Source organism: Sphingomonas sp. PP-CE-1A-559, assembly GCF_004340965.1.
Taxonomy (GTDB): Bacteria; Pseudomonadota; Alphaproteobacteria; order Sphingomonadales; family Sphingomonadaceae; genus Sphingomonas.
This window is the reverse complement of record NZ_SLYA01000001.1, coordinates 737930-759783: the sequence shown is the minus strand read 5'-3', so window position 1 is coordinate 759783 and position 21854 is coordinate 737930. Positions and strand designations below refer to the sequence as shown.

20 protein-coding genes are annotated in these 21854 nt (G+C 65.9%); 11 read left to right on the top strand and 9 right to left on the bottom strand.

Translation table 11 applies throughout. From position 1 onward, the window contains the following. Nucleotides 1-49: 49 nt before the first annotated feature. The 4 genes from C8J42_RS03395 (at nucleotide 50) to C8J42_RS03380 (ending at nucleotide 4979) form a co-directional block, all read left to right on the top strand. Complete coding sequence (locus tag C8J42_RS03395) at nucleotides 50-1675, top strand: EAL domain-containing protein (protein ID WP_133018864.1); 1626 nt, start codon at nucleotides 50-52, stop codon at nucleotides 1673-1675. A 326-nt stretch (nucleotides 1676-2001) separates the two neighbouring features. Continuing rightward, a complete protein-coding gene (gene mtaB / locus C8J42_RS03390; protein WP_133018863.1) occupies nucleotides 2002-3249 on the top strand; it encodes a tRNA (N(6)-L-threonylcarbamoyladenosine(37)-C(2))-methylthiotransferase MtaB in 1248 nt (415 codons plus the stop codon). Next, entirely contained in the window at nucleotides 3246-4181 is a 936-nt protein-coding gene (ftsY, locus tag C8J42_RS03385) for a signal recognition particle-docking protein FtsY (RefSeq protein WP_056051078.1), read from the top strand. Before mtaB ends, ftsY begins: the two co-directional genes overlap by 4 nt. A 180-nt stretch (nucleotides 4182-4361) precedes the next feature. Beyond that, nucleotides 4362-4979, top strand: a complete 618-nt coding sequence (locus C8J42_RS03380) for a septation protein A (RefSeq protein ID WP_279388702.1) — start codon at nucleotides 4362-4364, stop codon at nucleotides 4977-4979. Nucleotides 4980-5100: 121 nt separating this feature from the next. On the opposite strand, the gene C8J42_RS03375 is transcribed toward C8J42_RS03380, so the two are convergent. The 6 genes from C8J42_RS03375 to C8J42_RS03350 all read right to left on the bottom strand — a co-directional run bounded on the left by C8J42_RS03375 (nucleotide 5101) and on the right by C8J42_RS03350 (nucleotide 11148). Beyond that, nucleotides 5101-5715 carry a superoxide dismutase gene (locus tag C8J42_RS03375; RefSeq protein WP_107952266.1) on the bottom strand — a complete coding sequence of 205 codons (615 nt, stop codon included), beginning with the start codon at nucleotides 5713-5715 and terminating at the stop codon, nucleotides 5101-5103. Nucleotides 5716-5833: 118 nt separating this feature from the next. Further along, a complete protein-coding gene (locus tag C8J42_RS03370; RefSeq protein WP_133018862.1) occupies nucleotides 5834-6631 on the bottom strand; it encodes an SDR family oxidoreductase in 798 nt (265 codons plus the stop codon). A 15-nt stretch (nucleotides 6632-6646) separates the two neighbouring features. Then, complete coding sequence (locus C8J42_RS03365) at nucleotides 6647-7411, bottom strand: SDR family oxidoreductase (RefSeq protein ID WP_133018861.1); 765 nt, start codon at nucleotides 7409-7411, stop codon at nucleotides 6647-6649. 119 nt (nucleotides 7412-7530) lie between these two features. Continuing rightward, nucleotides 7531-8574, bottom strand: a complete 1044-nt coding sequence (locus tag C8J42_RS03360; RefSeq protein WP_133019206.1) for a phosphotransferase family protein — start codon at nucleotides 8572-8574, stop codon at nucleotides 7531-7533. A 17-nt stretch (nucleotides 8575-8591) separates the two neighbouring features. Next, the gene (locus C8J42_RS03355; protein ID WP_133018860.1) at nucleotides 8592-9674 is read right to left on the bottom strand and encodes a Zn-dependent alcohol dehydrogenase; all 1083 of its coding nucleotides are present in this window, start codon (nucleotides 9672-9674) and stop codon (nucleotides 8592-8594) included. Nucleotides 9675-9864: 190 nt separating this feature from the next. Further along, nucleotides 9865-11148 carry an acyl-CoA dehydrogenase family protein gene (locus C8J42_RS03350; protein WP_056062247.1) on the bottom strand — a complete coding sequence of 428 codons (1284 nt, stop codon included), beginning with the start codon at nucleotides 11146-11148 and terminating at the stop codon, nucleotides 9865-9867. Nucleotides 11149-11304: 156 nt separating this feature from the next. On the opposite strand from C8J42_RS03350, the gene C8J42_RS03345 reads away from it, so the two are divergent. Further along, entirely contained in the window at nucleotides 11305-12549 is a 1245-nt protein-coding gene (locus C8J42_RS03345) for a TetR/AcrR family transcriptional regulator (protein ID WP_133018859.1), read from the top strand. An 87-nt stretch (nucleotides 12550-12636) separates the two neighbouring features. Then, nucleotides 12637-13029, top strand: coding sequence for a hypothetical protein (locus C8J42_RS03340; protein WP_056062242.1), 393 nt, complete (start codon nucleotides 12637-12639; stop codon nucleotides 13027-13029). 111 nt (nucleotides 13030-13140) lie between these two features. Here the strand turns inward: C8J42_RS03340 and C8J42_RS03335 are convergent, their stop codons facing one another. From C8J42_RS03335 to C8J42_RS03325, 3 genes are all read right to left on the bottom strand, one after another. Beyond that, nucleotides 13141-14442 (bottom strand): MFS transporter, encoded by a 1302-nt coding sequence (locus tag C8J42_RS03335; RefSeq protein ID WP_133018858.1) that lies wholly within the window; start codon nucleotides 14440-14442, stop codon nucleotides 13141-13143. Between the two features lie 661 nt (nucleotides 14443-15103). Continuing rightward, nucleotides 15104-15835 carry a hypothetical protein gene (locus tag C8J42_RS20000; protein WP_165895411.1) on the bottom strand — a complete coding sequence of 244 codons (732 nt, stop codon included), beginning with the start codon at nucleotides 15833-15835 and terminating at the stop codon, nucleotides 15104-15106. A gap of 93 nt (nucleotides 15836-15928) precedes the next feature. After that, entirely contained in the window at nucleotides 15929-16543 is a 615-nt protein-coding gene (locus C8J42_RS03325) for a glutathione S-transferase family protein (RefSeq protein WP_133018857.1), read from the bottom strand. A 74-nt stretch (nucleotides 16544-16617) separates the two neighbouring features. Here C8J42_RS03325 and C8J42_RS03320 point away from each other — a divergent pair, with 74 nt between their 5' ends. The 5 genes from C8J42_RS03320 to C8J42_RS03300 all read left to right on the top strand — a co-directional run bounded on the left by C8J42_RS03320 (nucleotide 16618) and on the right by C8J42_RS03300 (nucleotide 21833). Beyond that, on the top strand, nucleotides 16618-18201 hold the full coding sequence (locus C8J42_RS03320) for a class I adenylate-forming enzyme family protein (protein WP_133018856.1): 1584 nt from the start codon (nucleotides 16618-16620) through the stop codon (nucleotides 18199-18201). 90 nt (nucleotides 18202-18291) lie between these two features. Beyond that, nucleotides 18292-19068, top strand: coding sequence for a thioesterase family protein (locus C8J42_RS03315; protein WP_133019205.1), 777 nt, complete (start codon nucleotides 18292-18294; stop codon nucleotides 19066-19068). A gap of 113 nt (nucleotides 19069-19181) precedes the next feature. Further along, nucleotides 19182-19688 carry an EF-hand domain-containing protein gene (locus C8J42_RS03310; RefSeq protein ID WP_165895410.1) on the top strand — a complete coding sequence of 169 codons (507 nt, stop codon included), beginning with the start codon at nucleotides 19182-19184 and terminating at the stop codon, nucleotides 19686-19688. Between the two features lie 68 nt (nucleotides 19689-19756). Then, nucleotides 19757-20476: a response regulator gene (locus C8J42_RS03305; RefSeq protein ID WP_133019204.1), complete on the top strand. Its 720-nt coding sequence runs from the start codon at nucleotides 19757-19759 to the stop codon at nucleotides 20474-20476. 10 nt (nucleotides 20477-20486) lie between these two features. Beyond that, nucleotides 20487-21833 carry a HAMP domain-containing sensor histidine kinase gene (locus tag C8J42_RS03300; protein ID WP_133018854.1) on the top strand — a complete coding sequence of 449 codons (1347 nt, stop codon included), beginning with the start codon at nucleotides 20487-20489 and terminating at the stop codon, nucleotides 21831-21833. The last annotated feature ends 21 nt before the right edge of the window (nucleotides 21834-21854 follow it).

Below are 21854 nucleotides of genomic sequence, written 5' to 3'. Positions count from 1 at the left end.
GTCGCATGCCACACCGCCACCCAAGCAAGAGACCGAACAGGCCAACCCCATGACCGTAAAGTCGGCGGCGAGATTTTCGCTCCGCAACATCAGTCGGGAATTCATGACCGGCGCCGTAACGGGCGCCGCACTGCTTCTGTTCGTCGGCACCGCCGGCACCGCGGTCGTCAAGGCACTGGCACATTGGCACGGCAGCGATGCGGTAATCGATCACGGCCTGGTCGCAGCGCTGTTGCTGAACGCGGCGCTGATCATGCTCGGCTGGTTCCGATACCGGGCCCTGTCGGAAGAGTTGAGTATTCTGTCCGACGCCGGCCGCCACGCTCACGCGCTTGCGCAACGCGATCCGCTCACCGGCTTGCTCAATCGCCGCAGCCTGTCCGAAGACGGCGCGGCACTGTTCGCCAGTACGCGCCGCCGCGGCAAGGCGATGGCCATGCTGACGATCGACATCGATCACTTCAAGAGCGTCAACGATCTGCACGGCTATGCGGTAGGCGACCTGTTGCTCGCTCATGTCGCGGAGACGATCGCAGCGATCGCGCCCGGTACCAGCCTGCTCGCTCGGCTGGGCGCAGATGAGTTCGCCTGCGCATTCGTCTTCGACTCCGCGCACAAGAACGTCGCCGACCGGATTGCCAAGCGCATGGTCGCCGGGCTTGCAGTACCGTTCCGCACTAACGGCGTCGATATCCACACCAGCGTCTCAATCGGCATCGCCCGCTCCGATCGCGACTGCGCCTCGGTCGACGCCTTGTTGCGCAACGCCGACATCGCGCTTCACGCGGCCAAGACCGCCGGGCGCAGTCGTCATGCGTGGTTCGACACCTCGATGGAGCGATCGCTGCAACTGCGCGGTGAACTCGAAGCCGGGCTCCGCAGCGCTATCCCGGCGCAGGAAGTCGTCCCGTATTTCGAGCAGCAGGTCGACCTGACCACCGGCCTCATCACCGGTTTCGAGGTGCTGGCGCGCTGGGAGCATCCGACGCGCGGCATGATTGCGCCCGACGTGTTCATCCCGATCGCGGAGGAAACCGGACTGATCGGCGACCTGTCGCTGTCGATCATGCGCCAAGCGTTCGCCGCCGCGCGCGACTGGGACGCCGGGCTCACGCTGTCGGTCAACGTCTCGCCGTTACAGTTGCGCGATGCGTGGCTCGCGCAGAAGATCATCAAGACGCTGGTCGAAACGGGCTTCCCCGCCAGCCGGCTCGAGATCGAGATCACCGAGAGCGCACTGTTCGACAACCTGCCGCTCGCACAGTCGATCGTTGGCAGCCTGAAGAATCAGGGCATCCGCCTCGCGCTCGACGATTTCGGTACCGGTTATTCGAGCTTGGCGCATCTTCGCGCGCTGCCGTTCGACCGGATCAAGATTGACAAGAGCTTCGTCTCGTCGATCCTGGACAATCCGGAGAGCATGGCGATCGTGAACACGATCGTGCGGCTGGGGGACAGCCTCAACCTGCCGACGACCGCAGAAGGGATCGAAGACGCAGCGATCGAGGAACGCCTGCGCGGGATGGGATGCGCGAAGGGCCAGGGGTATCTCTACGGGCGCCCGCTGGGTGCGGCACAGGTCCGGCGGTTGCTGGCGGAGAAACGCTTGTTGGCGCAACGCCCCGACCGGAGCGTGCCACCGCCGCGCGGCATTGCACCGCGGTTGGCGGGGTAACGCGAGCGCCGGTATTAGTTGCCGGTCCTTCGCTTCCTAACCCAAAGACCACCCCGGCGAAGGCCGGGGCCCAATTGGGAAGGTCGAAGTAACGGCGCGCCGTCCGTCGTTAGCGACGCCCCCCCAATTGGACCCCGACCTCCGCCGGGGTGGTATTATATGGAGGCGGCTCCCCAATCCGTTCTCCCGCGGACGCGGAAGCCCAGGCCCAAGCAGCGCTCCGGCTGATGCCCTGGGCTCCTGCGTTCGCAGGAGACTAAAGTGTAGGACGCCCCCCGCAACACCAACCGTGGACTTCCCCCCCCGCCCCTCCTAAATCGCGCCGCATGCCATCTGCCCCGCAGCCAGAGGTCATCAGCCTCGGCTGTCGCCTCAACATCGCCGAAAGCGAGACCATCCGCGCGCTCGTCGCCGGGCGCGACATGGTCGTGGTCAACAGCTGCGCGGTTACCAACGCCGCGGTGAAGGCAACGCGGGTCGCGATCCGCCGCGCCAAACGCGATCGGCCGGACGCGCAGATCGTCGTCACCGGCTGCGCCGCTCAGATCGACCCCGCGAGCTTCTCGGCAATGCCCGAAGTCGACCGCGTCATCGGCAATGCAGACAAGCTGACGTCGCAAGCCTGGGGGACTGACGCCCCGGTCGTCGTTTCCGACATCATGCAAGTCCGCGAGACCGCACCCCACCTCGCCGCCAGCTTCTCAGCGCACGCCCGCGCGTTCGTAGAAGTCCAGAACGGCTGCGACCACCGCTGCACCTTCTGCGCGATCCCGTTCGGCCGCGGCCCTAGCCGCTCGGTGCCCGCTGGCGCGGTCGTCGACCGGATCGCCGGGCTCGTCGACGCAGGCCACCGCGAGATCGTCCTGACCGGCGTAGACCTCACCAGCTACGGTCCCGACCTCCCCGGCGCGCCGACGCTCGGCCACCTCGTCGAACGCATACTGCACCACGTGCCCGCACTTGAACGCCTGCGTCTCTCCTCGCTAGACGGCATCGAGATCGACGACCGCCTCTTCGCGTTGCTGACGACCGAGCGCAGGATCATGCCGCACATCCACCTCTCACTCCAGGCCGGCGACGACATGATCCTCAAGCGCATGAAGCGCCGCCATTCGCGCGCCGAAAGCGTCGCCCTCGTGGAGCGCCTCAAGACCGCCCGCCCCGACATCGCGATCGGCGCGGACCTGATCGCTGGCTTCCCGACCGAGGATGCGGCGATGTTCGCCAACACGCGCGCGCTGATCGACGACTGCCAGATCGTCCACCCGCACATCTTCCCCTATTCGCCCCGCGCCGGCACCCCCGCCGCGCGCATGCCGCAGGTCGAGCCTGAAGTCCGCCGCCACCGCGCCGCCCTCCTCCGCGACGCCGGCGAAACCGCGCGAGCGAACTGGCTGCGAACGCTGGTCGGCACATCGCAGGATCTGCTCGTCGAACGCCCCGGCGACCGCGGGCATATCGGCAATTTCGCAGAAGCCCTGCTGGACGAACCGGCCATACCCGGCGACATCGTCCGCATCACGATCACCGGCGCTACATCCGACCGCCTTAGCGCAACACGAGAACCATCATGAGCACCACCCCCACCTGGCACGACAAGCTGATCGGCGGCTTCAAGCGTACCTCCGACCGGCTTGTCGGCAACCTCGCCGGCCTCGGCGGCGCGCGGCTCGACGATTCGACGCTCGACGACATCGAGGAAGCGCTGATCGCCTCCGACCTCGGTCCCGAGACCGCCGGCCGCATCCGCCGCCGCCTGTCCGAAGGCAGCTTCGAACGCAACATGGAGGAACTCGGCATCCGCGTGATCGTCGCGGAGGAGGTCGAGAAGGTGCTCGCGACGGTCGCGAAACCGATCGAGATCGACGCCTTTCCGCGCCCGCAGGTCATCCTCGTCATCGGCGTCAACGGCTCGGGTAAGACCACCACCATCGCCAAGCTCGCGCACCTGTTGATGGAGCAGGATTACGGCGTGATGCTGGCCGCGGGCGACACCTTCCGCGCCGCCGCGATCGGCCAGCTCCGCACCTGGGCCGAGCGTGTCGGCGTACCGATCGTCACCGGTCCCGAGGGCGGCGACGCGGCGGGCGTGGTATGGGACGCGGTCAAGAAGGCGACCGAGACCGGCATCGACGTGCTAATCGTCGACACCGCCGGCCGCCTCCAGAACAAGCGCGAGTTGATGGACGAGCTGGCAAAAATCCGCCGCGTCCTCGGCCGAATCAACCCGGAAAGCCCGCACGACATCGTCCTGGTGCTCGACGCGACGACCGGCCAGAACGCGCTCCAGCAGATCGAGGTCTTCAAGGAGGTCGCGGGCGTCACCGGCCTCGTGATGACCAAGCTCGACGGTACCGCGCGCGGCGGCGTTCTGGTCGCGGCGGCAGAGAAATACGGCCTTCCGATCCACGCAATCGGCATCGGCGAAGGTATGACGGACCTCCGCCCATTCGATGCGAACGAGGTGAGCCGCATTATCGCCGGGGTTGAGAGCGTCCGGAAGTAACGCTCGGAACGTCCTTCGATACGCCATCTCGACAAGCTCGACGGCTACTCGGGACGAACGGCGGGCTGACAGACGCCCTCCCGAACTGCCCCCGTTCGTGCCGAGTAAGGATCGAGCTTGTCGAGGGCCTGTATCGAGGTACATGCCCGCACGCACCCGCCCCCAGGAAGCGAAAACCCAGTGACCCCAACCAAGCCCCCCCTCTCCCCCGGCCTCCGCATGGCGGTCGACTACGGCCCGCTCGCGGTCTTCTTCGCGGTGAACTTCCTCACGCCCGGCCTGCCGATCGTCCGCGTCGTCGCCGCGACCACCGCGTTCATCATCGCCACGATCGCCGCGATGATCGTGTCGAAGGTCAAGACCGGCCACATCTCGCCGATGCTGTGGCTGTCGGGTGCGCTGATCGTCGTGTTCGGCGGGCTGACGATCTATTTCCACGACCAGCGCTTCATCCAGATGAAGCCGACGATCATCTACGCGATGTTCGCGGCGATCCTGACGTTCGGGCTCGTCACCGGGCGCCCGCTGCTCCAGTCGCTGCTCGCCACCGCTTACCCCGGTCTGTCCGCCGATGGTTGGCGCAAGCTGACGCGCAACTGGGCGGTGTTCTTCGTGCTCATGGCGGTGCTGAACGAGGCCGTGTGGCGCAATACCACCTGGGATTTCTGGGTCGGCTTCAAGCTCTGGGGTGCCATCCCGCTGACGCTGCTCTTCGCGTTCGCCAACATTCCGATGCTGCTGAAGCACGGATTGCAAACGGGCGACAAAGCCGTGACCGACCTGCCGCCCGAAGGGTAATCTACTACTTCCCTCCCACCTGCGGAAGGGGTCGGGGGAGGGCCTGACCAACAGACCGGACGCCAGTACGTACGTCGCGCCCTCCCCTAGCCCCTCCCGCAAGTGGGAGGGGAATTCAGGGTCAGCCAGCAACCTTCGCGTAGCGCTCGCCGACGACGTCCCAGTTCACGATGTCCCACCAAGCCTTTAGATAGCCCGGACGGTCGTTCTTGTACGTCAGGTAATACGCGTGCTCCCAGACGTCGTTACCGAGCAACGGCGTGCCGGGCTCCTTGGCGTCGTCCATCAGCGGATTGTCCTGGTTCGGCGTGCTCGTCACCTTCAGCTTGCCGCTCGCATCCGCGATCAGCCATGCCCAGCCCGAGCCGAACTGCCCCGCACCCTTGGTGTTGAACTCTTCCTTCAGCTTGTCGAGGCTGCCGAAGTCGCGATCGATCGCCTCGGCGAGCTTGCCCGACGGTGCCTGGCCGTTCTTGGCTGCCATCGTCTTCCAGAAGAAGTCGTGGTTCCAGAAACCACCGCCATTGTTGCGGACCAGCGGCGGCTGCGACGAGATCATGCCGAGGATGTCCTCGATCGACTTGCCCGCCAGCGCGGAGTCCTTCTCGACACCTTCGTTCAGCTTCGCAGTGTACGCCGCGTGATGCTTGTCGTGATGAAACTTCATCGTTTCCTGGTCGATCACCGGCTCGAGCGCGTCATAGGCATACGGCAGCGGTGGGAGTTCGAAAGCCATGGGGGTTCTCCTTTATGGGGTCGGACGCTCAACGTCCGCACGTCGCAAATGGTCCCGCAAAAGTCGTTGCGCAAGCGTATCCAGCGGCCGAAACGCCGCGACCCGACAGCATCATCGGTCAGGCGGCGGTCTTGCCGTATTCCTGCCGCGTGACGGGATGGCTCGACGAGAGGCCGCCGTCGACCGCGATCGCCTGGCCGTTGACGTAGCTGGCGTCGTCGGAGGCCAGGAACAGCGCGACCTTGGCGAGTTCCTCGGGCTGCGCGCCGCGGTGGAGCGGGTTGAGGCGACCGACGCGGTCCATCTTGTTCGCCTCGCGTGCGTAGTCGAAGACGGGCTTGGTCATGCCGGTCTCGGTGAGGCCGGGGCAGATCGCGTTGACACGGACGTTCGAGCCGGTGAGTTGTTGGGCAGAGACGGCGGCGAGGTTGATGACGCCGGCCTTCGACGCGGAATAGGCGGGCGAGCCGGCGCCGGAGCGGATGCCGGCGACGCTGGCGGTGAGGACGATCGCGCCCTTCCCTCGCTCGGCGATCCGCGGCGCGGCGTGCTTGATCGCGAGGAACGGGCCGATCAGGTTGACGCGCAACACTTCGGTGATCAGTGCGACGTCGGTGTCGAACAGGTTGGCCATGCCGCCCGAGATCCCCGCATTGGCGAACATTACGTCGAGTCCGCCGAAGCTGTCGCAGGCGAGCGCCACGGTGCGGATCACGTCCTCTTCGAGTCCAGCGTCGATGCGGATCGCCTTCGCCGTGCCGCCGGCCTGCGTGATGAGGTGCGCGGTTTCGTCGGCGCCCTCGGTCTTGTCGGCAACGATGATCTTGCCCCCTTCGCTCGCGAACAGGAGCGCAGCGGCGCGGCCTATGCCGGAACCTGCGCCGGTAACGATGATCGATTTGTCGGTAAAGCGCATCGCTTGGTCCTTCGGTTAGATCGTGACGCCGCCGTCGATGACCATCGTCTGGCCGGTCATGAAGTTGCTTGCCGACGACGCTAGGAAGACGACCGCGCCCGCGATCTCTTCCGGCTCGCCGATCCGGCGGAGCGGCACGCTCGTGTTCGCCGCCTCGATCCGCTGCGGGTCTTCCCACAAGGCGCGAGCGAAGTCGGTCTTGATCAGGCCGGGCGCGATGCAATTCACGCGGACGTTGGACGGGCCGAACTCGACGGCGAGGTTGCGCGCAAGCTGCATGTCGGCGGCCTTGCTGATGCAATACGCGCCGATCACCGACGAGCCGCGCAAGCCGCCGATCGACGATATGATGATGATGCTGCCGCTGCGGCGCTCCAGCATCTCGGGCGCGACCATCTGGATCAGCCAGTGGTTGGAGACGATGTTGTTGTCGAGGATTTTCCGGAACTGGTCGTCGGCTATACCGGCTTGTGGGCCGTAATAGGGGTTCGAGGCGGCGTTGCAGACGAGGATGTCGATGCGACCGAGCTGGGCGCGGGTCTGGTCGACGAGGTGCTGGAGACCGGCCTTGTCGGAGATGTTGGCGGCGATGGCGATCGCTGTGCCTTCGCCGAACCTGGCGTTAAGTTCCGCGGCGACGGTGTCGCAGGCGTCCTGCTTGCGGCTGGAGATCACGACTTTCGCGCCGTGTTCCGCCAGTTCGCGTGCGGAGGCCAAGCCGATACCTCGCGACGATCCCGTGACGATGGCGACCATGCCGGTAAGGTCGAACTGCGACATCTTCTTCTGCTCCCCTTGCGCTTGCGGGAGGGGTCGGGGGAGGGCCCGATCTTTCCGCATCGTTTCATGCCGGGGAAGGTCAGCCCCTCCCCTAACCCCTCCCGCAAGCGGGAGAGGAATCAGGCCCCTGCCTTCACCGCGAAGCCCCAAGCCGCGTCCGCGAGCCCGTGGATCTTCGCCACCGTCTTCTCCGCCTGCGCACTCGACGCAGTGCCGTCGATGATGCGCTTCTTGATGCCCTGAACGATGCCTGTCAGGCGGAAGAGGTTGTAGGCGAAATACCAGTTCAGATCAGGCACGCCGTCACGGCCGGTGGCGGCGCAATAGCGGTCTACGACCTGCTCGATCGTCGGAATGCCCGTCTCCGGCCCGGTCATGCCAAGCACGCCCGAACGCCCCTCGGGTTCGGTCACCCAACTCATCAGCAAATACGAGAAGTCCGCGAGCGGATCGCCCAGCGTCGACAATTCCCAGTCGAGCACCGCGATGACCTTCGGCTCCGACGGCGGGAAGATCATGTTGTCGATGCGGTAGTCGCCGTGGACGATCGCGGTACGTGTCTGCTCGGGGAGCGTGCGCGGGAGCCACTCGATCAGGCGCTCGACCGAGTCCATATGCTCGGTTTCGGCGGCGCGGTATTGCTTGGTCCAGCGGCCGACCTGGCGCTCGAAATAATTGCCGGGCTTGCCGAACTCCCCGAGCCCTGCCGCCGCGTAATCGGTGTTGTGGAGCGCGGCGAGCGTGTCGACCATCGCCTCGTAATGCGCGGTGCGCTCGGGCGGAGTCGCGCCGGGCATCGCGCCGTCCCAGATCGTCCGGCCCTCGACCATCTCCATGACGTAGAAGGCCGAGCCGATCACGGCCGCGTCTTCGCAGAGGCCATAGGGCCGTGGGACCGGGAAGCCGGTCGGATGTAGCCCGGCGATCACACGGTATTCGCGATCGACGGCGTGTGCGCTCGGCAGGATCGGGCCAAACGGTTTCCGACGCAGGACGTAGGCGCACTCCGGCGTGTCGAGGCGGTAGGTCGGGTTCGACTGGCCGCCGGCGAACTTCGCGTAGGTGAGCGGGCCAGCGTACCCGGGGACGTTAGCGGTCATCCACGCCCCGAGCGCGTCGAGGTCGAGCTTGTCGCGCTCGCCGACCTCTATCGTGCCGACCATGCTGGTCGATGCGTCGCTCACGAAAATGTGATCACGCTGCGGGTGGTGTCACCGCGACGAAGCTCGTCGAACGCGTCGTTGATCCGCTCCAGCGGCATCCGGTCGGCGATGATCGTGTCGAGATCGAGCAACCCGCGCATGTAGAAATCGACCAGCCGCGGGATGTCGACCGGGAAGCGGTTCGAGCCCATGAACCCGCCCTGCAGCCGCTTGCCTGACAGCAGGTCCATCGCCGACAGCCCGACCTTCTCGCCGAGCGGCATCATGCCGAGGATCGTCGCGGTGCCGCCGCGACGCAGGACCTTCACCGCGGTGGCCGCCGATTGCGCACGGCCGACCGCCTCGATCGCATGGTGCACGCCGCCCTTGGTGATCGCGACGACCTCGTCCGCGGCGGTGTCGGACAGCGCGTCGATGCTGTGTGTCGCGCCGAGCTTCTCCGCCATCGCGCGCTTCTCGGGAACGGGATCGAGCGCGATGATCTTCCCCGCGCCGGCGATCTTCGCCGCGTTCACGACGGCGAGGCCTATGCCACCGCAGCCGACCACGCACACCGTCTCGCCCGGCGTCACGTCAGTGGTGTTGAACACCGCCCCCGCCCCCGTCGTGATCGCGCAGCCCAGCAGCGCCGCGCGGTCCATCGGCATGTCGCGGTCGATCGCCACGCAGGCATGTTCGTGGACCAGCATCATCTCGGCATAGGCGCTGAGGTTCAGCATCTGCGCGATCGGCCGGTCGCCGAGCATGAGGCGCGGTGCGGCGCCCTTGGGACGGCGCACGCTGGCGTCGATGCACAGCGACATCCGGCCGGTGACGCAGAACTCGCATTGGCCGCAGAACGCCGAGAGACAGGTGACGACATGGTCGCCGACCTTAACGCCGCGCACCTCGTCGCCGATCGCCTCGACCACACCGCAAGCCTCATGCCCCGGAATCGTCGGCATCGCGTGCGGATAGGCGCCGTCAACAAAATGTAGGTCGGACCGGCACACGCCGACCGCGACGGTGCGGATCAGTACCTCATGCGCCGTCGGCTTCGAGACGGTCACGTCCTCGATGGTGAGCGGGGTGTTGGCTTCGAAAAGGACTGCGGCTTTCATGTCTGCCTTTCGCATTTCTTGTGGTCGGGGCACTCCACCCAGCCCGTCATTCCGAAGTCCGCCCCTCCACCAAATCCGTCACCCCAGCGAAAGCTGGGGTATCCCGGTTGGCAGGCGCCGCGACCCGAATGGGGAGATCCCAGCTTTCGCTGGGATGACGGGGGATAGCGGACGAACGGACGGAGAAAACCTACCGGCTCACCCCGACATCCCCGCTGGAAACGCCGCCCTTACGGAAGTCGCCGTATTTCCCGAACTCGTTGCGCGCGATCGAGCGGTTGTGGACCTCGTCCGGGCCATCCGCGAACCGGAGAGTCCGCATCGCCGCCCAGTCGTGCGCCAACCGGAAATCGCCCGAGACCCCCCCGCCGCCATGCGCCTGAATCGCGTCGTCGAGGATCCTGAGCGCCATGTTCGGCGCGGCGACCTTGATCATCGAGATTTCGATCTGCGCCGACTTGTTGCCCGCCTTGTCCATCATGTCCGCCGCCTTGAGGCACAGCAAACGAGTCATCTCGATATCGATCCGCGCCGTCGCGATCCGCTCTTCCCAGACCGAGAAGTCGGCGATCCGCTTGCCGAACGCGACCCGGTCGAGCAGGCGGCGTGCCATGGCCTCGATCGCGGTCTCGGCCACGCCGATGGTGCGCATGCAGTGATGAATGCGGCCCGGCCCAAGCCGCCCCTGCGCGATCTCGAACCCGCGCCCCTCGCCGAGCAGCACGTTCTCGACCGGCACGCGGACGTTCTCCAGCACGACTTCGCCATGCCCATGCGGCGCATGATCATAGCCATACACCGACAGCATCCGCTTGATCGTCACGCCGGGCGTGTCCATCGGCACGAGGATCTGGCTCTGCTGCTGGTGCCGCGAACCCTCGAACGACGTCTTGCCCATCACGATCGCGATCTTGCAGCGCGGATCACCGACGCCGCTCGACCACCATTTCGTGCCGTTGATGACGTAGTGATCGCCATCGCGCACCATCGACGTCTCGATGTTGGTTGCGTCCGACGATGCCACCGCAGGCTCGGTCATCAGGAACGCCGAGCGGATCTCGCCGCGCATCAACGGCCCGAGCCACCGGTCCTTTTGCTCGCGCGTGCCATAGCGGTGAAACACCTCCATGTTGCCGGTATCGGGCGCCGAGCAGTTGAAGCACTCGCTCGCCCAGCTGACCTTGCCCATCTCCTCCGCGCATAACGCATATTCGAGATTGGTCAGCTGCGTGCCTTCGAACTCGAACGAGTCGTCGACGTGAGTCTGGCCCGAATGCGGCGGCATGAAGAAATTCCACAAGCCCGCAGCCTTGGCCTTCTCCTTCATCTCCTCGATCACCGGAATCACCTTCCAGCGCTCGCCCTCATGCGCCTGCTGATCGTAATCGGCCTGTCGCGGGCGGATATTCTGATCGATGAAATCCCGGACCCGATCCCGGAAATACGTCTCTCGTTCGCTCAGCGTAAAATCCATGCGGGCTCTCCGTTCGTAATCGCTTTGGAGGCGAGTTAGACCATACCGCGTATTCGGTAAAGCGTGTGGAGGGGCCCGGAAAGCATGTTTTCAAGTCCGCCCTGAAAGCGCCTAAAAAGCACTGTATCTTCAAATCGAAGCTGTTAGGGTGTTTCGATGAAGGTTCCGGCAGAGGCCAGCGACGAGAGCGAACAGGGCACCAAGCGCTTCCGTGCGAAGCGTGACGCGATCCTCGCCGCGGCGGCAGAAGCGATCAACGAACAGAGTGCCAAGGGCATGACGTTCGCGGACGTGGCGCGGCGCGTCGGCCTCAATACGACCAGCGTTACCTATTATTTCAAGCGCAAGGAAGACTTGGCGGCGGCGGCGTTCGAGAACACGCTCGAATCGCTGATCGCGATGCTCGACGTCGCGGCGGAAGAAGCGACGCCGGAGGAACGCGTTCGGCGCTATCTTGCGCTCAATATGGACCGGCTCGGGCGGATCCAGCGCGGCGAGGAAAAGGCGTTCGCGGTCCTCTCCGATCTGCGCGCGACCGAGGAGCCGATGCGCGGCCGGCTGATGGCGGGCTGGCGCGAGGTGTTCCGCCGTACACGCCTGTTGTGGGGCCCGACCTCGTCGCGCGCGCAGACCGATCTCAACGGCGCCCGCGCGCATGTCCTGCTCGAGAACACGTTCTGGTTGCCGATCTGGCTGACGCGCTACGAGCCCGACCAGTACGGCCGTGTCGAGGAACGGCTGATGGACGTGTTCGCGCACGGCATCGCCGGCAAGAACGCCGAATGGTCGCCTACCCTGCTCGACCTCAGCCATGACGAGGCGGAGCCGGGCCGCGAGGCGTTCCTGCTCGCCGCGACGCGCCTGATCAACGAACTCGGCTATCGCGGCGCCTCGGTGCAGAAGATTGCGTCCGAGCTGAACGTCACCAAGGGCAGCTTCTACCACCATCTCGATGCGAAGGACGATCTCGTCATCGCGTGTTATCGCCGCAGCTTCGACACGATCGCCGATGCCCAGAGCCGCGGCGAGGCCGAGGGCGGGAGCTATTGGCACAAATTGTCGAGCACCGTCGCGACCTTGCTCGACGTCCAGTTCGCCGAACGGGGTCCGTTGCTCCGCACAACGGCGCTGAGCGGCCTTCCGGTCGGCGTGCGCAACGCGATGGTCGATCGATCGAACGGCATCGCGCGGCGCTATGCGGGGATGATGATGGACGGCATCGGCGAAGGCTCGATCCGCGCGGTCGATGCGCTGATCGCCGCACAGGCGTTGATGGCGCTCCAGAACGCGGCGTTCGACATGCGCAAATGGGCGTCGACGATGCCGCGCGAGCGGGCGATCGCGATGTACGCCTCGACGTTGATGTTCGGCCTGTTCGACGATCGGATGGCGACAGGCTGACCGCATTCGGGTGCGTTCGCATCCGTTACGGTTTCCTTACCTTGTGTTAAACCGCGTGGCCCGATGCGACCTCCCAACGGAGGCGTCATGCACAGTATTACCACGGATCTCGGGTCGGGGATCATTGAAGTCGAGGCCTCGGGGTTCTGGACTATCGCGCATGTCGAGGACTTCCTGCGCGATCTCGAGCGGGAGGCGCGTCGCGTGCTGGCGACGGGCAAGCGCCACATGTTGCTCTGCAATTTCTCGAAGTCCGCGATCCAGCCGCAGGAGGTAATTACGATGCTGCAACGCGTGGCGGTGTCGATGCCGCTGAAGTCGCGCAGGGTAGCGCTTTATACCGAGGGCAAGCTCGCGCGGCTGCAGGTCAAGCGGATCGCGTCGGTGCGCGACGACATGGCGGTGTTCGACGACCGCGAAACGGCGCTGGCGTGGATGCTGGCGGATTCGTCAGCCCACCCACGCTCAATGCATCCGTGACTTGCCGCCCACGCCCGGTCACCCTGACGGAAGTCAGGACCTATAACTACGAACGCCGTCCCTCGTGATCCTGGATCCTGACTTTCGTCAGGATGACGAGGGAAGGGACAGTTACCTCGCAGCATCCTCGGCACGCTTGAGCAGGACCCCGGCGCGCCAATAGTGGAACAGCGCCCACGGCGTCATCAACACGATGATGATCAGCGCATAGCGTAATGAATCCTCACCGAACCCCGGCTTCAGCAGATCGCTGAGCCAACCGACCAATGTCGGTCCAAGCCCCAACCCGACGAGATTGATCACCAGCAGCGTGATCGCCGCCCACATCGCACGGATCTGCAAAGGGGCGAGGTGCTGGATCAGCGCAAAGCTTGGCCCAAGATACGAGTTGGCGAAGATCAACGAGACAAAATAGCTGCCGACCGCGATGGCCGGCGCGTCGATCAGGTAGAAGGCGAGCGCGAACGGGAGCGACAGGCCCTTCATCACGAGGACGACCCAGGCCTGGACGTGGAGGCCGTGACGCTTGGCGAGCACGTCGGCTATCTTGCCGCCTGCGAGCGCGGATATGGCGCCGAACAGCGCGCCGGGCAACGCGATGTAGCGCGAGATGTCGAGCATGGAGATGCCAAGCGAGCGCTGGATGTAGCTCGGGCCCCAACCGGTCAGCGCGTAGCCGATCATCGAGGTGAGCGTAACGCCGACCACCAGATGCCGCGCGGGTGCACTCGCCCACATCGACGCAAACCCTTGCACGACGCTCGGCATCGGCGTCGCCACCGCGCGGGCGGCGTCGGACAGGCCGCGGCGGGGCTCGACCATGAACAGGCGGACGAGGACGGCAAGCACGATCCCCGGCAGGCCAACGGTCATCATCGCGACCCGCCAGCCATAGCTATGCGCGACGACGCCGCCGATCAGCGTGCCGAAGCCTGCGCCGAGCACTACACCGAGCGAATACACCGCCATCGCACTGGCGCGCTTCTCGGGCGGGTAGAGATCGGCGATGATCGAATGGCTGGGCGGGCTCGACCCCGCCTCGCCGATCCCGACGCCGATCCGGAACAGCATCAACTGCGTGAAATTCTGCGCGAGCCCGCACAGCGCGGTCATCGCGCTCCAGATCGTCAGGCTGGCCGCGATGATGTTGCGCCGACTGGTCCGATCCGCGAGTCGCGCAACCGGAATGCCGAGCGTCGCATAGAAAATCGCGAACACGAGTCCGGACAGCAACCCGAGTTGCGTATCGGTCAGCAGCAGGTCCGCCTTGATCCGCTCGAGCAAGATGGCGAGGATCTGGCGGTCCATGTAGCTGAAGAAATAGGTGAAGGTGAGCAGCGCGAGCGTCAGGCCCCGTCGCTTCATCGCCAACGCGTCAGCGATCTCGGGATGGGACTGATACGCTGCGGCCATCGGCAATACCTCGAAGTCGAAACAGGCCTTACGCTACGGCAAACCAGGCATACCAGACAAGCTAAAGCTTCATTCCTGACCGACCTGCGACGAGCCGACGGCGTATGGATGACGATCGACATTACCGCTGCGAAGCAATGTCTTACGGGTTTGACGGCGTTATCGGTGTTTCGCGAGAAGGACGGCGGAAGATGCGTCCTCGTTCGGGTCGCTCTTCCGCCTTATCCCCTCTCCAACGTCGTGGCCGGGCTCGTCTCCGCTTCACCAATGGAGCGGGGCGTCCGGGCAATCTGAATACCGGGTATGCGGCTCCCCTCGCATAGATTCGCGACGTTGCAAAGCGTATTTTCCTTACCGCTGAGCCAGAGATGGAATCCCCGGTAACGTCTCGCTTGCCGACCACGGCCCCTGCCCCACCTCCGACGCAACCCAATCGCGGAGCATTCCTAAGATTAAATTTTTTAACCGGCCCTCGTCAAAACGCCACAAGATCTCGCTGCTTCCAGAAGAAGCCGGGCCCGACATCACGATCAAGGCGATTGCGGCTCGAGTGGCGACGATCGCCGCGTACGAGAGGGCAGGCGATCGACGACAGCATCGAGCCTATCACCGACGAAGCGAAGGATCCGCTGCTCGGGCAGACGGCGGTGAAGGCCGGACGTTAGTCGCTGATCGTCCACCCCAGCCGCGGATCGCCACCGCGAACGGGTTGGGCGGCAGCCAATTTTTGGGCGAAACTGCCATCGGCTACGTAGGCTGGTGGAATGGCCATCGCGGCCGGTGGACTATAGACCACGGTCGCGTAGGATGGCGACACTAGGGCCGGACCTCGCGCGAACGACACGGCAGCGGGCGGCATCGGCGGTGCGTACCGGGCCATCCGTATCGCTGGGCGCGCGATCCGGGTCGCCTCGCCGGTGAACGCGGTGAACTGGCGCCCTTCCTCGAACACGGCGTTGTGCCCGGTGACGAACGCTCCCGCGACGACGCCGCCGACGATGATGGTGCCGATCGTCTCGCCGGTCCGACCATCACCGGCGGCGTGATAGCGACCAACGACGGGCACGCTGCGACCGCCGACTTCGACCGAGCGCAGTTCGATATCGAGCTTGCCGGATTTGCCGAACGCGCCCTTGCCGGTCCTGAAGGTGACCGCGCCGACGCCGGGAGCCCCACGCGGGATCAACACCGCGCCATCGACGATCACGTCCCGCGCGACCGATACTGCGACGGTTTGCCCGACGCGTGCGCGATCCGACGCGATCTCCTCGTCCAGGCGCAATACCATCTCGGTATGCGCTGGCACGACGATCGCCGCATCCGTCGGCGCGTCCTGCGCGGCTATGGCGGTGGGTAGCGTGCACAATGCCGCAACGACGATCAGCTTGTGCACTCGATTTCTCCCCTGCGGGCACGGCCTGTCCCGTGCCGGAGATAGCCGAGGAAGGACTTCTATCGTGTGAAACGAGTTGGTTAACTGTGCCGGTTACGCTTGGGCACTCGGTCGGGCGGAAGCACGGGCATGCCATGCCCTCAGATGTTCGAGATCGTCGGGCATCGCGACTCCGACGAACGTGGCGAAGTCGATCGTCGTGAGCAGGACGATATCGGCAATCGTGTAGCGCTCGCCATCGAGCCAGTCGCGACCGGCGAGCGCGCGGTCGAACTCCGCCATTGCGGCGAGAACGCGCGGCCGCTGGCTTTCGCCGAACTCGGTATATTGCGGCTGGACGATCCGCGCGGTCCAGGGATGCGTGTGTAGCCACACCATCGACAACGGCGTCATCAGCCGGAGTTCGATGCGTCGCGTCCACATGTCGATTTCGGCGATGTTGTGTGCACCGTGCCCAAACAACGGGGGGTCAGGGTGGAGGACTTCGAAATACCGGCAGATCGCGACGCTCTCGGTCAGCACGCGGCCATCGTCGAACGCCAGGGCCGGCGTCTGGCCGAGCGAATTGACCGATAGGAATGCGTCCGACCGGTGTTCCGCCTTTGGAATCGAGATCTGCGCCATCGGCACGCGGATGTGCTTTTCCGCCAGGAAGATGCGGACGCGGCGCGGGTTGGGCGCTGGCAGTGCGCTATCGTAGAACAGCAAGAGCGTCTCCTCGACATCTGTTTTCGAATATACCGTATGGCATTGCCGGACGCGTTCGCCTAGCGATGCGTCGCATGACGACCGCTGCAGACATGCTCGCCACGGGCTTTGCCACCCTCCCCGATTTGATCCGTGCGCACGCGCTGGAACGTGGCGATCGGACTGCCGTTGCCGACGCGCAGGGCAGCATCGACTATCGAACGCTCGACGCGATGATGGACCGGGTGGCGGCGGCGTTGCAGCGCGACGGGGTTGCGCCGGGCAGCGCGGTGGCGATCGTCGCCGCGCCGACGACCGACTATGCTGCGGTATTCCTTGGTGCGGTACGCGCAGGGTGCGTCGCGACGCCGATCGCGCCATCGGCCACGCCGGCGGCGATCACGGCGATGATTGCGGATAGCGGCGCACCGTTGGTGTTCCTCGATGCGGAGAATGCGCGAGCTTTGGAAGGTCAAAAACTGACGCCTCGCGTAGTGTTGTTCTCCCGCGAAGCCGGGGGCCCAGGCTGCGCTCCCGCCTTCGCGGAAGAACAATCTTTTGAGGCGTGGCTCACTCCTCCAGAGACCAAGCCTACCCCCGTCCCAATCGCTCCCGAAGACCCGTTCAACATCATCTACTCGTCCGGCACGACCGGTACCCCCAAGGGCATCGTCCAGAGCCACGCGATGCGCTGGGCGCACGTCTCCCGCAACACGGCGGCGGGGTTCGACACCGCGGTCACGATGATCGCCACGCCGCTCTATTCGAACACGACGCTCGTCAGCTTCCTGCCGACGCTCGGCTGGGGCGGCACCGTCGTGCTGATGGGGAAGTTCGACGCCCGCGCCTATCTCGAACTCGCGCAGCGATACCGCGCGACGCACACGATGCTGGTGCCCGTCCAGTATCAGCGGATCATGGCGCTACCCGACTTCGACGATTTCGACCTGTCGGCGTTCCGCTTCAAGACCAGCACCAGCGCGCCGTTCTCTGCGGCGTTGAAGGCCGACGTCGTCGCGCGCTGGCCCGGCGTGCTCGTCGAGTTCTACGGCATGACCGAAGGCGGCGCGAGTTGCGCGCTGAACGCCACCGCCAACCCGACCAAGCTGCACACCGTCGGCCAGCCCATGCCGGGCCACGAGATCCGCCTGATCGACGATGATGGCGTCGAGGTCGCGCCCGGCGAGATGGGCGAAGTCGTTGGCCGCAGCCCGGCGATGATGAACGGCTATCACGGCCGATCGGAGGCGACGCGCGACGCCGAATGGCATGACGAGGACGGCAACCGCTACATCCGCCACGGCGACGTCGGCCGGTTCGACGCGGACGGTTTCCTGACGCTGATGGACCGGAAGAAGGACCTGATCATCTCGGGCGGCTTCAACATCTATCCGTCGGACCTGGAGGCGGTCCTGGCACGGCACCCGGCGGTCGCGGATTGCGCGGTGATCGGCGTCCCGTCCGAGGCATGGGGCGAGACACCGGTAGGGTTCTACGTCCCGCGCGATGGCGTGGCCGAGGATGGAACGGCGATCCTGGCCTGGGTCAACGGACAGCTCGGCAAGACACAGCGACTATCCGCGCTCTATGTCGCGGACGAACTCCCCCGCAGCGCGATCGGCAAGATTCTGAAACGCGACCTCCGCGATCAGTTGGCCGCCTCCCTCCCGTCATCCTGACGAACGTCAGGATCCAGAGCCACGAACGCTCCGATGCTTGGCTCTGGATCCTGGGTCGAGCCCAGGATGACGGAGAATGAAAGAACCATGATGACAACCCTCAAACAGGCGATCGACGCGCTGGTGCGGACCGAAGATTGCTGGCGAGGCACCGTGCCCGAGAACTGGCTCCAGGGCCGCACCGCCTATGGCGGCTTCTCCGCCGCGCTCGCACTGCACGCCGCGCAGCAGTCGGATGTCGACCTGCCGCCGCTGCGCTCCGCGCAGGTGTCGTTCATCGGGCCGCTCTCCGGCGACATCGTCATCCGTGCGAGCCGGTTGCGGCGCGGGCGCAACGCCGCGTTCGTGCAGGCGGACGTCGAGAGCGAGGCCGGGCTCGGGCTGCGCGCGACGTTCGTGTTCATGGGCGCGGTCGCGTCGCGCGTCGATCACCAGACCGGCAGCGCGCCCGGCTTTCCGATGCCCGGGCCGGAGACGCAGACGTTCCGTGGCCACAGCGCGGTCGCGTTCTCGCGCAACTTCGACCTGCTCGATCGTCGCGACGAGAGTGTCGGACCGGCGGAATGGCTGCGCTGGGTGCGGCTGGCCGAGCGTGACGGGCTCGATCCGATGGTCGAGCTCGTCGCGGTCGCGGACTGCCTGCCGCCATCCGCGCTGAAACTGCTCGGCGGCCCCGCCCCGCTCAGTTCGATGACGTGGCTGCTCAACATTCTCGGTCCGCAGCCGGTGACGCGCGATGGCTGGTGGCTGCTCCGCGCGACTACCGATTACGTGCGCGAGGGCAGTTCCAGCCAGCAAATGGCGATCTGGAACGCGGACGGCACACCGGTCGCCGAACAGATGCAGAGCGTCGCGATCTTCGCCTGACCACTGACATATCTTGCGACACATTGGTGGAGGGGCGGCAAAACCCTGCGACAACCGGGGTTTAGAACGACGGTCATTCGATGGGAATTCGTCCCACTCCGCTGGAGACCGACATGCGCAAGACCGTCCTCACCCTGATGCTCGCCGCCAGCGCGATCACGTCCGCCGCCGGCGCGCAAACCGCCCCCGCCACACCACGTCCGCCGATGCGTCAGGATGCGAACCACGACGGCGGCGCCACGCGGGCGGAAGCAATCGCGCAGGCCGATGCGCGGTTCGCGCAGATGGACACCGACCATGACGGCCGGGTGAGCGCCGGCGAGATGCGCGCCTATCGCGCGGCGCTGCACGACCGGATGGTGGCGAGCGGCCGCGACGTGCCCGTGCCCCCGCCGGGTGGTCGCAAGCATGACGGGATGGGTCGGCGGATGGATCCGAACGGCGATGGCGGCGTCACGCGCGAGGAGTTCGAGGCGCGCGCGCTCAGGCGGTTCGACCGGATGGACGCCAATCACGACGGCACGATCGACGCGACCGAGCGCGCCAATGCCGCCGAGATGCGCCACGTCGACCGGCGCGAACGCCGCGACGGCGTGACCCCGCCCGCGCCTGCTCAATAATTTGGAGGAGGGGAAGCATCGGGCGTCGATGCTTCCCCTGAACAGCCGCCATGCTAGACACTGCCCCGATGGGAGATATGCCGCACCTGCTGCTCGTCGACGACGAGCGCTCGATCCGCGAGCCGCTGGCCGTGTACCTCACCAAACAGGGGTTTCGCGTCACTCAGGCGGGCGATGCGGAGGCGGCGCGGACTAGGCTGACGGCGTATGCGATCGATCTCGTCATCCTCGACATCATGATGCCGGGTGAGGACGGCTTGTCGCTGTGCCGGCATATCGCCGCGACCAGCGACGTGCCGGTGATCCTGCTGACCGCTCGCGCGGAGGAGACCGACCGGATCGTCGGGCTTGAGATGGGCGCGGACGATTACGTCGTGAAGCCGTTCTCGCCGCGCGAACTCGCGACGCGCGTGAAAGTGATTTTGCGCCGCGCGACGGCGGGCGGATCGCGCCAGCTTGCGCCGGAGAGCAGCTCTTACGGGTTCGCTGGGTGGGTGCTGAAATCGGGCGAGCGTGCGCTGATCGACCGCGAGGGCGTGTCGGTGCCGCTGTCGACCGGGGAGTATAACCTGCTGCTCGCGCTGGTGACGCGCCCGCGCCAGGTGCTCACGCGTGACCAGTTGCTCGACTTAACCCAGGGTCGCGAGGCGGCGGCGTTCGACCGTGCGATCGACAACCAGATCAGCCGGTTGCGCCGCAAGATCGAGACGGATGCCAAGACGCCGGAGCTTATCAAGACGGTCTGGGGCGGCGGCTATACGCTGGCGGCCGAAGTCACCCGCCTGTGATCCGGTCCGTATGACGCGCTTCAAGCCCTGGCCGCGCAGCCTCGCCGGCCAGATGGCACTGCTGATCGCGCTCGCCCTGTTGGTGGCGCAGGTCATCAACTTCGGCATGATCCTCCACGATCGGTCCGAGTTCCGCCTTGCCCAGGCGACGCGGCCGGTCGCGACGCGGATCGCCGACGCGCTGGACCGCGAGGCGCATGGCGGCCGCCCGCTGAGCCCCGACCGCGGCCGCGTGCGCCGCTTGCCGGCCAATCCGATCCCACCCACGATGTTTGAGCGTCATCCCGAAGTCGCCACCGAACTGCGTCGGCAGTTCGCCGATCTAGGGCTGACGGTCGGGCGGATCGATACCGGCCTTCGCCCCGCCACCGACGAGACGAGCGACGCGCATCGCCGCGACGGGCTGCGACGCGGCGATCGGCAAGGCGCGACGCTACTGATCGCGATCGAGCAGCCCGGACGCGGATGGCTGGCGATCACCGCGCCCTGGCCGCAACCCGGCTGGCGGTTGTTGCTCGCAGTGCTGACGCAGACCGCGATCTTGTACATCATCGTGTTGCTGCCGGTGCTCTGGATCGTCCGACGGATCTCGCGCCCGCTCCAGGATCTGCGGCGCGCGGCGGAAAGTTTTCGGCCGGGCGATCCGGGCGCGCCGATGCCGCCGCATGGGCCCGACGACGTCGTGGCGCTGATCGCGGCGTTCAACGCGCTGAGGCTCCGCGTCACGGGAATGCTCGACGAGAAGGACCGCATGCTCGGGGCGATCGGCCATGACCTGCGTACGCCGCTGGCGGCTCTGCGCGTCCGCATCGAGTCGGTGGAGGATGATGTCGATCGGGCGCGGATGATCGATACGGTGGCGGAGATGAACCGCACGCTCGACGACATTCTCTCGCTGGCACGGCTCGGGCGACCAAGCGAACCGCTGACCGACGTCGACCTTGCCGCGCTGGTCGATGCGGTGGTCGAGGATTTCCGCGATATCGGCAGCGATGTGAGCTTCGTCGAGACGGAGCGGCTGCGGATGCATCTGCGCCCGTCGCTGATCCGCCGAGCGGTCCGCAATCTGATCGAGAATGCGATCAAATACGGCGTGTCAGCGAAAGTGCGTGTCGAGGCGGACCCGCGCTGCGTCGCGATCATCGTGGCGGACCAGGGGCCCGGTATCCCGGAGGATCGAATGGGCGACGTGTTCGACGCCTTCACGCGGCTGGAGAGTTCGCGGAACCGGGAGACGGGGGGGATCGGCTTGGGTCTGGCCTTGGCACGCGCGATCGTGCGGGAAACTGGTGGCGAGATCCGCTTAGTTAACCGCGCCGGCGGCGGACTCGACGCAATCATCGAGCTCCCGCGCTAGCTGAACTGCTCCCTCTCCCCC